The sequence below is a fragment of the Cupriavidus oxalaticus genome (assembly GCF_016894385.1).
Taxonomy (GTDB): Bacteria; Pseudomonadota; Gammaproteobacteria; order Burkholderiales; family Burkholderiaceae; genus Cupriavidus; species Cupriavidus oxalaticus.
Genome location: NZ_CP069811.1, coordinates 2,497,789 through 2,510,942, shown reverse-complemented (window position 1 = coordinate 2,510,942; position 13,154 = coordinate 2,497,789). Strand labels below are relative to the sequence as shown.

At 68.9% G+C, this 13,154-nt stretch carries 13 protein-coding genes; all 13 read right to left on the bottom strand.

All coding sequences use genetic code 11. From position 1 onward, the window contains the following. Position 1: 1 nt before the first annotated feature. The 13 genes from ahbB to narJ all read right to left on the bottom strand — a co-directional run bounded on the left by ahbB (position 2) and on the right by narJ (position 13,148). Positions 2–985, bottom strand: a complete 984-nt coding sequence (gene ahbB / locus JTE92_RS10905) for a siroheme decarboxylase subunit beta (protein ID WP_063237394.1) — start codon at positions 983–985, stop codon at positions 2–4. A gap of 9 nt (positions 986–994) precedes the next feature. Then, positions 995–2,260, bottom strand: coding sequence for a cytochrome D1 domain-containing protein (locus JTE92_RS10900; protein ID WP_174544836.1), 1,266 nt, complete (start codon positions 2,258–2,260; stop codon positions 995–997). Continuing rightward, complete coding sequence (locus tag JTE92_RS10895) at positions 2,164–2,574, bottom strand: c-type cytochrome (protein ID WP_063237392.1); 411 nt, start codon at positions 2,572–2,574, stop codon at positions 2,164–2,166. Before JTE92_RS10895 ends, JTE92_RS10900 begins: the two co-directional genes overlap by 97 nt. Next, positions 2,556–2,897 carry a c-type cytochrome gene (locus JTE92_RS10890; RefSeq protein ID WP_063237391.1) on the bottom strand — a complete coding sequence of 114 codons (342 nt, stop codon included), beginning with the start codon at positions 2,895–2,897 and terminating at the stop codon, positions 2,556–2,558. Before JTE92_RS10890 ends, JTE92_RS10895 begins: the two co-directional genes overlap by 19 nt. 69 nt (positions 2,898–2,966) lie before the next feature. After that, entirely contained in the window at positions 2,967–4,652 is a 1,686-nt protein-coding gene (locus tag JTE92_RS10885; protein WP_063237390.1) for a nitrite reductase, read from the bottom strand. Between the two features lie 277 nt (positions 4,653–4,929). Next, positions 4,930–5,355 (bottom strand): universal stress protein, encoded by a 426-nt coding sequence (locus tag JTE92_RS10880; protein WP_063237389.1) that lies wholly within the window; start codon positions 5,353–5,355, stop codon positions 4,930–4,932. Between the two features lie 10 nt (positions 5,356–5,365). Continuing rightward, a complete protein-coding gene (locus tag JTE92_RS10875; protein WP_063237388.1) occupies positions 5,366–6,382 on the bottom strand; it encodes a TerC family protein in 1,017 nt (338 codons plus the stop codon). A 51-nt stretch (positions 6,383–6,433) separates the two neighbouring features. Continuing rightward, positions 6,434–9,319 (bottom strand): AMP-binding protein, encoded by a 2,886-nt coding sequence (locus JTE92_RS10870; protein WP_063237387.1) that lies wholly within the window; start codon positions 9,317–9,319, stop codon positions 6,434–6,436. A gap of 203 nt (positions 9,320–9,522) precedes the next feature. After that, positions 9,523–10,080, bottom strand: a complete 558-nt coding sequence (gene mobB, locus JTE92_RS10865; protein WP_084254453.1) for a molybdopterin-guanine dinucleotide biosynthesis protein B — start codon at positions 10,078–10,080, stop codon at positions 9,523–9,525. After that, the gene (locus JTE92_RS10860; protein WP_063237386.1) at positions 10,077–10,784 is read right to left on the bottom strand and encodes a carbonic anhydrase; all 708 of its coding nucleotides are present in this window, start codon (positions 10,782–10,784) and stop codon (positions 10,077–10,079) included. Before JTE92_RS10860 ends, mobB begins: the two co-directional genes overlap by 4 nt. 29 nt (positions 10,785–10,813) lie before the next feature. Beyond that, positions 10,814–11,566, bottom strand: coding sequence for a peptidylprolyl isomerase (locus tag JTE92_RS10855; RefSeq protein ID WP_063237385.1), 753 nt, complete (start codon positions 11,564–11,566; stop codon positions 10,814–10,816). 38 nt (positions 11,567–11,604) lie between these two features. Continuing rightward, the gene (gene narI / locus JTE92_RS10850) at positions 11,605–12,288 is read right to left on the bottom strand and encodes a respiratory nitrate reductase subunit gamma (protein WP_063237384.1); all 684 of its coding nucleotides are present in this window, start codon (positions 12,286–12,288) and stop codon (positions 11,605–11,607) included. Between the two features lie 194 nt (positions 12,289–12,482). Beyond that, positions 12,483–13,148, bottom strand: a complete 666-nt coding sequence (gene narJ, locus JTE92_RS10845) for a nitrate reductase molybdenum cofactor assembly chaperone (RefSeq protein ID WP_063237383.1) — start codon at positions 13,146–13,148, stop codon at positions 12,483–12,485. Positions 13,149–13,154 lie beyond the last annotated feature (6 nt).

Genomic DNA, 13,154 nt, shown 5'->3' with positions numbered 1-13,154 from the left:
CTCAAGCCGCCTCCTGCGTGGCGTAGCGCGTGCCGCGCTGCTTGTAGCAACGGGTGCCGACCAGCACCGCGCCGGGCGCCTGGTCCAGCCCGACGGTGGCGCGGATGTGGTCGAGCGCCGGCTGCAGGTCGCGCGCGTCGCGCGCATGGATCATCGCGAACAGGTTGAAGGGCCAGGCCGGCAGACGCCGCTCGCGCCGGTAGCACAGTGTCACGCGCGGCTGGCGTGCCAGGCGCAGGCCGATCGCGTCGACACGGGCGTCCGGCACGTCCCACACGCACATGGCGTTGTGCCCGTAGCCGAAGCGGCCATGGCGCAGCACCACGCCCAGGCGGCGGATGACGCCCTGTGCCGACCACTGCGCAATCCGCTCCAGCACGCGCGGCATCGGCAGCCGCGTGCGCGTTGCCAGGTCGTGGAACGGGCGCGGCGTCAGCGGCAGGCCCGCCTCCAGCGCCGCCACCAGGCGCCAGTCATCCGCATCCAGCGTGACCGGCGGCACGGGGGCAGCAGGCCGGCGCGGCCGCCGGCGGCGGCCGCCGGTACCGAGCGCAAAACCCAGGTCGATGTGGTACTCGCGCGCCATCGGCAGGTCCAGCGGCACTTGCCCGGCCATCTCGGCAATGGCGGCGAGCGCGCCGTCCAGTGTGCTGCGCTCGCGTGCGCCCGCGACGAACCACAGGTTGTAGGCGTGGCCGCTGCGCGCGTAGTTGTGGCTGACCGGCGCGCAGGCGCTGACGCGCGCGGCGACGCGATCGAGCTGTGCCGTCGGCACGCTCAGCGCGGCCAGCGTGCTGACGCCGATCACATTGGGCGCGAACACCGCGCCGACGCGGCTGATCCGGCCAGCGCCCAGGTCGCGCGCCAGCAGCGACAGCAGCGTGTGCTCGCACAGGCCCAGGCCTTCCGCGAGCGCCTGGTAGGGGCGGGGCTGCAGCGGGAAGCCGTGCTGCAGCGTGTCGTACAGGGTGCGTTCGTCGAGCATGGCGCCCCCTTACATGCCGAAGCGCTGCGCCCGCGCGGTGAAGAAGATGCCGCTGGGATTGTCGGCCGGCAGCGTGGCGATGCGCGCCAGCGTGCCGGTGTCATAGACCTCGACGCGGTTGTCGTCGCGGCACGACAGCCACAGCGCCTCTCCCTTGGGCGTGAATTCCATGTGCAGCACGCCGCGGCACGGGCGCAGCGTGCGTACCACCTCGCGCGTGGCGGTGTCGATGACCTGTACGGTGTCGTTGTGCGGGAAGGCGAAGTTGACCCAGACTTGCCGTCCGTCCGGGCGTGCCATGACAAAGACCGGCTGGCCGGCCAGCGCCACGCGCGCGGCCTGCTGCCAGCCGCGCGCGGGGTCGGCCACCAGCACTTCGTGCCGGCCGATGGCCGGCAGCCATGCCTGGCCCTGCGCCATCGCCCAGCCGCGCAGGTGCGGCATCTTGTAGACCGGCAGCGGCTGGCCGCCGCGGCCGTAGCCGGAGAGGATGCGGCGTGCCTGCGGCGGCGCCTGCCACAGGTCGACCAGCGCCAGCCCGTCCTCGCCGAACAGGCCGGCGAGGTACCAGCGTCCGTCGGGCGTGACCAGGCCGTCGTACGGCTCGCGCCCGGCCGGCAGGCGCGTCACCTGCGGATAACGCGGATCGGCGGCATCGATGATCCAGATCTCGCCGGACTCGAACAGGCTGGCGGCAAAGCGCCTGCCCGGCAGGTCGGCCAGGCCCACCACCTTGGCGCGGCGCCCGTCCTGGCCGATGGCCGGCAGGTCCGCCAGCGGCTCAAGCGTTTGGGCATCGAACAGCCGGATCCCGCCCGGCGCGTAATTCTGTGCGGCCACCACGCGGCCATCCTGCGAGATCGCGCCGCCGATGCTGTTGCCGGCCTGCAGGATGCGGTGCGTGATGCGCGCGTCCAGCAGGTCCACGCGCGTGAGCCCGCCGTCGCGGCCGAACACGTAGGCGTAGCGCGCATCGCGCGAGAACACCACGCTGGCGTGCGACAGGTCGCCCAGGCCGTCGACCGTGGCCAGCCGCGTCATGCCGGTGGTTTCCACGATCTGCAGCCGGCCGGCGGCACGTTCCACCACCACGCCGAGATCGCCGGTGCCGCGCACCGCGCCGGCACAGCCGGCCAGCAGCGCTGTGGCGCAGGCGAGGGCGGTGGCCAGTCCGCGCATCAGCGTGCCGGCGCCGCGTTGACTGGCATGACGGCCGGCATGGCGGTCGGCATGACGGTCGGCGGGGTGCCGGCCCGGAGTCGTTCGATCAGCCATTGGGCTTCATCCTGCGTCATGAAGGGTTGCCAGGGCGGCATGGCGGTGCCGGGCCGCCCGTACAGCACGGTGGCGACGAGGCTCTCGGGCGGCTTGCCCGCCAGCGCCTCGCGCGTCAGCGGCGGACCCAGGCCGCCGCGCAGCGTCATGCCGTGGCAGGCGCCGCAGTCATCGCGCAGCCAGTGCGCCAGTTGCGCCTGCCGGGCGGGCGTGGGCTGCGCCGATGCCGCTGCCGGCGCGGTCAGCAGCGCCGCGGCCAGCATCGTCACCGTGGCGCCACGCCACGCCCGGGCAATCAGAGCGAGAGGATCCATTTGGCCAGCGTGTTGGCCTCGGCCTCGCTGACGGCGTTGGCCGGCATCGGCATCGCGCCCCACTGGCCGTTGCTGCCCTTCAGGATCGACTGGACCATATGCGGCTGCCCGTCTTTCTTGCCTGCGTATTTGGCCTTGACGTCCTTGAAGGCCGGTCCGATCAGCTTCTTGTCGACGCCGTGGCAGGACAGGCAGGCCTTGCTGGATGCAAGCTGCTGGTTGGCATGGGCGACGCCGGGGACGGCGGCGCCGAACGACAGGACACAGCCGGCGGCCGCTAGCAGCGCGGGGAGGCGCGCGGTCAGGTGGGTGGGGAGCTTCATCGTGATTTCTCCGTTTGGGGGAATGGAACCGGGCACCGCACCGAGAGGGCGGTGCGATGCCGCGGGTTTTTAGTAAACGTCGTGCTGCGTGTTGTAGGCGTTGAACTTGCCGGTTGGCGTGACCAGGCGCTTGTCCTTGATCACGGTCTTGAGCGTGCGCGTCTTGTCATCGACCACCACCAGCGCGGACTCGCCGTCCTTGGTGCCCCAGACCGAGAACCAGACCTCGTCGCCGGCCTTGTTGTATTCGGCCTGCACCACGCGCTTGGCGCCGGCGCCCTTCAGGCCGGCCCAATCGGCGATCGGCAGCACCTTGAAGCCGTCTTCCAGGTTGCGCGTATCGAACACCGCCACCGACTGGTTCAGCTTGGCATCGGGATTCAGCGGCGTGTCGACCCACAGGTTCGAGGACCTGGGATGCGTCTTGATGAACAGCGAGCCGCCGCCCTGGCCCTTGAGCGTCTGCACCACCTTCCAGGCCTGCGCCGGATTCCCGACGGGATCGGTGCCGATCAGGCTGATGGTCTCGTCGCCCAGGTGGCTGGTGGCCCAGACCGGGCCGAACTTCGGATGCGTGAAGTTGGCGCCGCGCCCCGGGTGCGGGGTCTTGCCCACCTCGATCAGCGCGGCGAGCTTGTCTTCCTTGGTGTCGACCACGGCGATCTTGTCGGACGCGTTGGCCGCGACCAGGAAGTAGCGCCCGGTGGAATCGAAGCCGCCGTCATGCAGGAACTTGGCCGAATCGATGGTGGTGGTCTTCAGGTTGGACAGGTCCGAGTAGTTGACCATCAGGATCTTGCCGGTCTCCTTGGCATTGATCACGAACTCGGGATGGTAGTGGCTGGCGACGATCGAGGCGACGCGCGGCTCGGGGTGGTACTCGTTGTCGACGGTCATGCCGCGCGTGGACACCACCTTCAGCGGCTTGAGCGTGTCGCCTTCCATGATCACGTACTGCGGCGGCCAGTACGAGCCCGCCACCGCGTACTTGTCTTCATAGCCCTTGTACTTGGAGGTTTCGACCGAGCGCGCCTCCATGCCGATCTTGACCTCGGCGACGATGTCCGGCTTGGGCAGCCACAGGTCGATCAGGTCCAGCCGCGCATCGCGCCCGATCACGTACAGGTAGCGGCCCGACGCCGACATGCGCGAGATATGCACCGCGTAGCCGGTCTTGACGATGTTGATGATCTGCTTGCTGTCGCCGTCGATCAGCGCGACCTCGCCGGCATCGCGCAGCGTGACCGAGAAGAGGTTGTCCAGGTTGTACTGGTTCATCTTCTTCGTCGGCCGTTGCGCGACGGGCAAAATGTCCTTGCGGCTTTTCTCGATATCGGCGAGCGAAAATTCCGGCGGCGTCGGCGGATCGAGCTGGATGTAGCGGGCCATCAGGTCGACCTCCTTGTCCGAGAGATCGCCGGACGTGCCCCAGTTCGGCATGCCGGCCGGGCTGCCGTACTTGATGAAGGTCTTCAGGTATTCGGAGCCGCGCGCGCGGGTGATGTCGGGCGTCAGCGGCTTGCCGGTCGCGCCCTTGCGCAGCACGCCGTGGCAGCCGGCGCAGCGCTCGAAGTAGATCTGCCTGGCATGGTCGAACTCGGCCGCGGTGAGCGTGGGGAGTGCCGCCTTCTGTTCGGCTTTTGCTTCAGCCTTCGGTGCGGCCTTAGCGGTGTTGGTGGCTGCCTGGGGAAGTCCCAGCCAGAGCGACAGCGGCAGTGCCGCGAATGCGGGGTGAAGCCATTTTCTTGCTTTCATGGTGCCGTGGTTCAGCGGGTTGTGGAAAGCTGTTGTCGCGGTGCTTGTGGGGCGCGAACTGGCACCAGGCGCTTGCAGTGATGATGCGGACACACTGCGAGTAGGGGATTGACTGGCATCAAACCGTGCTGGATGTTCACGCAAAGGTTTGTGCGCGCAACCGAGGATGGTTGCGTGTGTGCCTCGCAGGCGCGTGCATGCCCAGGTGGTGCGCTATCCCGCGGGATAGCGCACCACCCTCATGGCATGGCGTGGAGAGAGGTGGACCGACGCGCTGCTAATCCTTGATCAGCAGCACAGGACAGTGCGCATGGGCGAGGACCCGTCTTGCCACCGACCCGACGATGGCATCCAGGAAGCTGCCCCGGCCATGCGAGCCCATCACGATCAGGCTGGCACCGATCTGGCTGGCGTATTCGACGATGCGGGCCGGCGCAAAGCCGGTGAAGCCATGGCGCTCGAACGGGATCCCGGCTTCGCCGAGGATGGTGGCCACCGAGCCCATCGCCTTCTCGTTCTGTTCGCGATGCCAGTCGTCGAGCGTGGCGCGGTCGATGAAGGACTTGATGTCGCCGGGGACATCCGGCTCGCAATGCACCACGTGCACGACGAAGTCGCGGCTCAGCAGCGGGCTTTGCGCCAGGTAGCGCGCAGCCGCGTCGCTATAGGACGACCCGTCGGTCGCCAGCAGGATCTTGTTCATGGCTTGCTCCTCATGTGCGCCGGTTTCCGGCCCCGCGTCCGCGCGGTGCGCCGCTGCGGCCCGGCTGATCGCCCGCTGCGGCGGCTCGCCTGGTCCTGGCCTGGCTGAGCAGGACGGAGACAAACAGCGTCATCGCGACCGCGCCCAGGGACCAGTGCACCGGTACGTGGAACCACGGCTCGATCAGCATCTTGGCACCGATGAAAGCGAGCACGATGGCGAGGCCGTACTTCAGGTACTGGAAATGCGCCGCCAGGTTGGCGAGCAGGAAATACAGGGCCCGCAACCCCATGATCGCGAAGATGTTCGAGGTGAAGACGATGAACGGATCGGTGGTCACGGCAAAGATCGCCGGGATGCTGTCCACGGCGAACACCAGGTCGGTGGCCTCGATCATCAGTACCACGACGAACATCGGGGTCGCATAGCGCAGGCCGCCGATGCGCACGAAAAAGCGTTCGCCGTGATAGTCCGGGGTGATGCGCATATGGGCGCACAGGAAGCGGACGATGGGATTGCGCGCGAGGTCGGGCGCATGCCGGGACATGAACAGCATCTTGATGCCGGTGATGACAAGGAACACGCCGAACACGTAGAGGATCCAGGCAAACTGGCTGATCAGCCATACCCCCACCAGGATCATGACGGCGCGCATCAGGATCGCGCCGAGCACGCCGAGCAGCAGCACCCGGCGCTGCAGCTCCGGCGGCACGGCGAAATAGCTGAAGATCATGGCGAACACGAACATATTGTCGACCGACAGCGACAGCTCGATCAGGTAGCCGGTGTAGAACTCGAGCACCTTGCGATAGGCCGCCTCGTGGCCCGCTTCCTCGGCCACCACCCACCACAGCGCGATGCCGAAGAGCGTGGCCAGGGTCATCCAGGCGAGGGTCCATCCGAGCGCCTCGCGCGTGGAAACGCGGTGTGCATGCCGTCCGCCAAGGACAAAGATGTCCACGAGCAGCGTGCCCAGCACCAGAACGAAGAATCCGGCCCACATCGGGGCAGTGGCAAAGGTGTGCATTGCCTTACGGGGTAACGGCCGGGGGCTGGCGCCCGGTCCGGCCAACAGGGATCATGGCAGCTGCCGCGCGAGGTGGGGCCGCGCAGGCTGGGCCTTCGCGCGCAGTGCATCGGGTTCGCCGCAGTAGTGCAGGATCTCGGTGCGGGCGGCATTGCGCAGCCGCATTGCCGCGGGCCAGTCCTGCCCGTCAGGAGACAGGGGCCGGCCGATGACGACGCTGATCGGGCCCCGGCGCGGCAGCCACTGGCCGTCGCGCAGCACCGAGCGGGTGCCCCGCAGCGCAATGGGAACCACCGGGGCGCCGGCACGGGCGGCGGCGAGGAAGGCGCCCGAGCGGAAACGTTGCAGCCCGGGCTCGCGGCCGAAGGTGCCTTCCGGGAACAGCAGGGCAGACCGTCCGGCGCGCACCGCCGTGACCAGCCGCTCGATGGCCTCGGATTCGCGCACGTTGTCGAAGCGGTCGATGAAGTCGGCCCCGATGCTGGACAGGTAGGCGCCCGGGATGCGTTGAGCTTGCAGCTCGCGCTTGGCCACCACGCATACCGGCATGGGCAGTGCGGCGATCAGCACCATGCCGTCCAGGTAGCTGGCATGGTTCGATACCAGCACGCAGGCGCGATTGCGCGGCAGGTGCTCCAGCCCCTGCACGAACCATGGCACGGCGGCCAGCCGCAGCAGCAGCCGGGCCGCATGATGGCTGAGCGCCCAGCCCATGGCAGGCCGGTGCATCGCCACCGATGCCAGGCACGTCACCGGCGCCATCGCGGCGAACAACAGCCAGGCGTACAGCGAATAGGACAGCCCGGCGGCGGCATGCCGGCCGCGCCGCAACTGCGGCAGCAGCGCCTGCCAGCCGAAGCGCGCAATCTGCAGCCATGGCGCGGCGTCGCCCAGGCCGGTGCCGCCATGCTCGAACCGCTCGCGGCAGGCGGCGCGCCGGATCTTGCCGCTCGACGTCTTCAGGATGGTGTGCGGCGGCACCAGCACGACATGGTCCGGCGGCATGCCCAGTACATCGAGCGCGGTCTTCAGCACCTGCCGTTGCAGCGCGCGGCGTGCCGGTTCGTCCGTTGCAGCGGTTTCCGCCATCACCACGATGTGCTCGGTGCCGCTGTCCGGATCGGGGCTGCCGAACACCGCGACGCAGCCCTTGCGGATGCCCGGAATCGCGCCGATGGCCTGCTCCACTTCGTAGGGATAGAGATTGCGGCCGCCGCGAACGATGGTTTCCTTGGCGCGGCCGGTGATGAAGAGCTCGCCGTCGGCGATATAGGCGTAGTCCCCGGTATTGAGCCAGCCGCGATCGAAGAGCTGGCGCGTCTGTGCCGGGTTGCGGAAATAGCCGCTGGTGGCCGAAGGCCCGCGGAACTGCAGCAGGCCCTCCTGCCGCTCGGGCAGCTCGCAGCCGCTGGCGTCGACGATGCGGAGTTCGTGGCCGGGCAGCGGCCGGCCGCACGAGGGGATCTCCATGGTGTCCCGCTCGCCCGCCACGTCTGGCCCGTCCGCCTCGGCAGGAACGGCCCGCGATGTGCGTACGAATGCGGCGCGGTCGATGAGGTCGGCAGTCAGATTGCGTCCCGGCGGCGGAAACGTCAGGCCAACCGAGGCCTCCGCCAGCCCGTAGACCGGCGCAGCCGCTTGCGCGCGCAGCCCATGCCGGGCGAAGCGCGCCGTGAACTTGCGCATGGTCTGCAGGCTCACGGGCTCGGCGCCGTTGAAGGCGAAACGCCAGCTCGACAGGTCCAGCCCCGACAGGTCCGCCTGGGCCAGCCTGTGCAGGCACAGTTCATATGCGAAGTTGGGCCCGCCCGACAGCGTGCCGCGGTATTTGTGGATCGCCCAAAGCCAGCGCTCGGGCCGCGCCAGGAACGTGAGCGGCGACATCACCACCAGCGGGAAGGCGTAGTACAGGCTGCCCAGCCAGGCGCCAATCAGGCCCATGTCGTGATACAGCGGCAGCCAGCTGACAAAGACGTCGCGCGAGTCGGCCGACAGCGCCGTGCCCATGGCGCGCAGGTTGGCCAGCAGGTTGGCATGCGTCAGCACCACGCCCTTGGGCGAGCCGGTGCTGCCGGACGTGTATTGCAGCAGCGCAATGTCGTGCGCGCGCAGCATCGCATGGACCGGCGCTGTGGCTGTGTCCTCCACCTCTTGTGGCGTCAGCACGCTGTGCAGCGTGCCGGTGCCGGCCTTGAGCAGGGTGGCGAGCGGCCGGGCTTCGGCCACCGTGATCAGGATTGGCGCCTGCGCGTTGGCCAGGATGCCGGCGTGGCGCTGCAGGTGGTCGCCGATCTGCGCCAGCCGCGCTGGCGGGTAGAGCGGCACGGGGATGCCGCCTGCCAGCAGGATGCCGGTAAAACAGTAGAAGTACTCCGCGCTGGTTGGCAGCATCAGCGCCACGGTCGTACCGGCGCGCACGCCGCGTGCGGCCAGGCCGGCGGCTACGGCGCAGGCGCGCCGGTGCAGTTGCGCAAAGCTGATCGGCGTATCTTCGCCGTCGCCGCTGTGCAGGATGATGTGGGTTCGGTCAGGGTGGTGGTGCAGGTGCCAGCGCAGCACGTCCGTGATCGTGGCGGCACCGTCTGGCGCCTGCGCCGCGGTATCCGCCGGTGCCGGGCGGGCCAGCCGCGCGGGCGCATCTTCGGCGCCGGGCGGCAGGTCCCTGGCGGCGAGCACGGCGCGCAGCAGTGCGCGCGGGGTGTCGGCCTGGGCCAGTACCTGCTCCGGCAGGCTGACGCCGAAACGCTGCTCGATGCGGGTCAGCAGTTCGGCGCGCGTCAGGCTGTCGAAGCCCAGTTCGGCCTCGAGCGCGCTGTCCATCGAGGGTGTGGCCGCCGCGCCGGTTTCCGTCTGCGGCCGCATGGCGGTAGACATCTCCCCCACGATGCCGAGCAAGGCATCTTCGTAGTTCTGCCGCGGGGGTGAGTCTTCGTTCATTCGCTTGGTGACTGGGTCCGGGCGCATCGGCAACCGCCGCCTGCCGCGGACGGGCAAGCGGCAGCACTGACGGCGCCGGTACTGACACCCCTAAAGATAGGCGGCTTGTGGAAATTGTCGAGGCAGGTGGCGGGGCCGGCACAAGCGCCGGGGTTCCGGTGACGCACAGACGCAGCATTGCGCACATGCGGCCGGGGCTGCCGTCAGGCGGCGGCCATGTCCATCGCCTGGGGGAAAGCGCCAGGGTCGAGCGGATCCAGATGGTTCCGGCCGCGCATGGCGAGAATGAACCGCCCCACCTGCGCGGTATCGTCCAGCGGCAGGCATGGCAGCAATGTGTCGAGCCGCGCATCGGTAGCTACCGCGACGATCGACGGATCGCAGGGATAGTAGGGCGCACGCCCATGCGCCGGGCGATACACCTCGATGCGCGGAATATCCTCCCGGCGGAAGCCTTCGACCAGCGTGAGGTCCGCCGGCCGCAGCCGCGCCACCTGTTCAGCAAGCGTGGGCTCCGCTTCGCCGGCCAGTTCGCGCACGATGGCGTAGCGATAGGGCGAGGCCACCATCACCTCCGTCGCACCGGCCGCGCGAAAGCGCGCGCTGTCCTTGCCGGGAGGCTCGAGTTCCAGCGGATGGTGGCTGTGCTTGATCACGTTGACGGCCAGGCCTTGCGCGCGAAACCAGGGCAGCAGTGCGGTAATCAGCGTGGTCTTGCCGCTGCCGGAGGTGCCGGTGATGCCGAAGATAAAGGGATTCATGTTGTGACGGATTCGGTTTGTGCGGCGGTAACGGGCAAAGGGCATACCAGCGGCAGGAAGGCATCGGCGCGTTGCGAGTAGGCCAGCAGCGCACCGGCCTGCAGGTCGAAGTACCAGCCGTGCAGCGTCAGCCTTCCTGCTTCCAGCGCGCGCCGCACGAACGGGAAGGTCTGCAGGTTGCGCAGCGAGACCAGGATCGCCGCCTGTTCGCAGGCGCGCTGGCGCCGCTCGGGGCTGGCGTCGGCAAGCGTTTGCTCCACCTGCCGGCGCGCCGGTGCGGCGATGCGCACCCAGGCGCCGAGGTAGTCGGCTTCGTCGCCTTCGTCGGGAGGATGGTCGCCGGCATCGGCCGGCTGGGCGAGCAACGCGCGGATGCCGCCGCAGCCGCCATGGCCCATCACGATGATGCGGTCGACGCGCAGCTGCTCGACGGCGAACTGGATCGCCGCGGACACGCCGTGCAGGCTGCCCTCATGACGCCCGGTGCAGGGCGGAACCAGGTTGCCGATATTGCGCACGGTGAAGAGATCGCCCGGATCGCAACCCAGCAGCAGCGCCGGGTCGACCCGCGAGTCGCAGCAGCCGATCAGCAGCGTCGGCGGTTGCTGGCCGCTGCGCAACGTATCGAACAGGCTCGGCGCATCATCGAAATAGCGTTGCTGGAACCGTTCGAAGCCCTTCAGCAGGTGTTCGATCTGATGCATGGCGGCGTCCGTTGGTCAGGATGGCGGCGCTACTGCACCAGCGGGCTGTCGGCCCCTTCCAGCTCGATGCCTTCGATACGGGCGCGGCCGATCAGCAGGCTGGCGTACTGCTTCCAGGCGCGGTCGCGCGCCGCCGTGGCCAGCGCACAGGCGATGTCGCCGCGCACGGCGTCGAAGGGCAGGCGGGTGCCGGTGCAGCGCTCCAGCACGCGCACGATATGCAGCCCGAAGCGGGTCTCGACCAGCTGCGGCAGTACGCCCTCGTGTTGCGCGGCAAAGAGCGCGCGCTCGAACTCCGGCGCGGTTTCGCCGCGGAACACGCGGCCCAGGCGGCCGCCGTTGTTGCCGCTCGGGCAGTTCGACAGCGCGCGGGCATGCTGCGCGAAGCTCGACGGATCGCCGCGCACCAGCGCCAGCGTTTGTGCCGCGATCTCGCGCAGCGCGTCCAGCGGCACGCGCGGCGTCACCTGGAACAGGATGTGGTCGGCCTCGACCCATTCGCCGTCGCGGAAGCGCTCCGGACGGCTGTCGTAATGGCGGCGGCAGCTGGCTTCGTCCGGCTCGGGGATGCCGGCCTCGCGTTCCAGCAGCGCCATGGCGAGCGCGTCGTCGTCCTGGCCCGGCACGCTCAGGCCGATGCGGCCGGCCTCTTCGCGCACCAGCACGCGCAGGATGGCCGAGATCGTCGCCATCTTCGCGGGATTGGCCGCGTCGTGATGATGGTCCAGCTCGCGTTCGATATCGGCGTCGCGCAGTTCCACGCCGTTGACGGTGACAGGCATGTCGGTTCTCCGTGGGTGTCAGAGTGGGTTAGCGTGGATTAGCGGCCGCGTACCAGCTGCCAGGCGCGGCCGACGTAGCCGACCGAGGCGAAGCCGCTCCACACGTGCACCAGCCGCGTGAACGGGAAGATCGCGAACAGCGTGATGCCCATGAACAGGTGCGCCTTGAACAGCAGCGGGGCGTCGGCGATATAGCTGGCGGCATCGCCGCGCAGCGTGACGAGGTGCTGGGCCCAGGTCATCAGCTGCACCATCATGTGGCCGTCCATGTGGCTGGCCGATTCAAAGATGGTGGACAGGCCCAGCAGCAGCGTGACCAGCAGCCACAGCAGCAGCACCTTGTCGCCGGTGCGGGTCACGGCGGACACGCGCGCATTGGTCAGGCGGCGGTGCAGCAGGATCAGCAGGCCGGCCAGGCACATGGTGCCCATCACGCCGCCGGCGGCCATCGCCACGCCTTGCTTGAAGCCGTGCGAGATGCCCAGCGCGTCCCATACCGCCACCGGCGTCAACAGGCCGACCAGGTGGCCGAAGAACAGGCCCAGGATGCCGACGTGGAACAGGATGTTGCCCATGCGCAGGTTGCCGCGGTAGAGCACCTGCGAGCTGTCGGTCTTCCAGGTGTACTGCTCGCGCTCGAAGCGGGCCAGGCTGCCGAACAGGAAGATGGCGGCAGCGATGTACGGGTAGATGCCGTAGAGGAATTGGTGAAGGGTGGCCATGGTGTGTTAGCTCGGTAAATGGGCTGCAAGGGCGTACGTGTGTCTCTGCCGATTGTGTTCCCCTCTCCCCTCAGGAGAGAGGGCAGGGTGAGGGGTGGTTGAAGCACCGGCGCTTCGTCGAAGCTCCCGCCCTCACCCCCGCCCCTCTCCCGCGAGCGGGAGAGGGGAGAAAACAGTCGGATTGCGAAGGCATATCAGCATGGCACCGGCACTGGCGCCGTACCGCGCGGATAGAACTTCACCGCCTGGGGCCCGGTCTGCGGCCCCAGCAGCGGCTCTACGCCATCGGCGCCCGGGCCGAAGGTCTCCAGCGCCTCGTCCATGTCCCGCACCGGCGGCTCCTGCTGCGGTTGCGGCTGCACGTCGGTCAGCGTGCGCAGCACGGCGAACACGCCGGCGTATGGGCTCTGGTTGCGCGCGAGCCGGTCGCCGATCGCGGCCAGCACGTGGATCGCCTCGCCCAGCAGGTGTTCGGCGCGCTCGTCCTTGCCATCGGCGTCCAGCGCGCCGAGGAACTCCAGGAACAGCGGCACGTAGTCCGGCAATTCCGACGCGGCCGGCTCGAAGCCGTCGCGCCGGTATTCGTCGATCAGGTCGACCATGGCCTGGCCGCGGTCGCGGCTTTCGCCGTGCACGTGCTCGAACAGGTGCAGCGAGTGCGACGGGTTGCGGTCGAAGGTGGCGACATAGTTCTCCTGCAGCGTGATCAGCGCTTCGCCGCGCAGCATGTCGGTCACGGGCGCCAGCATGTGGCGCGCCTGCGGCCATTCGGCCAGCGCGGCGTCGATCTCGGGCAGCGCGTCAAGCAGGTCCTGCTCGGGATAGCCGAGCAGCGCGCTGAGGATGGGGTAGAGGGGCATGTTCTT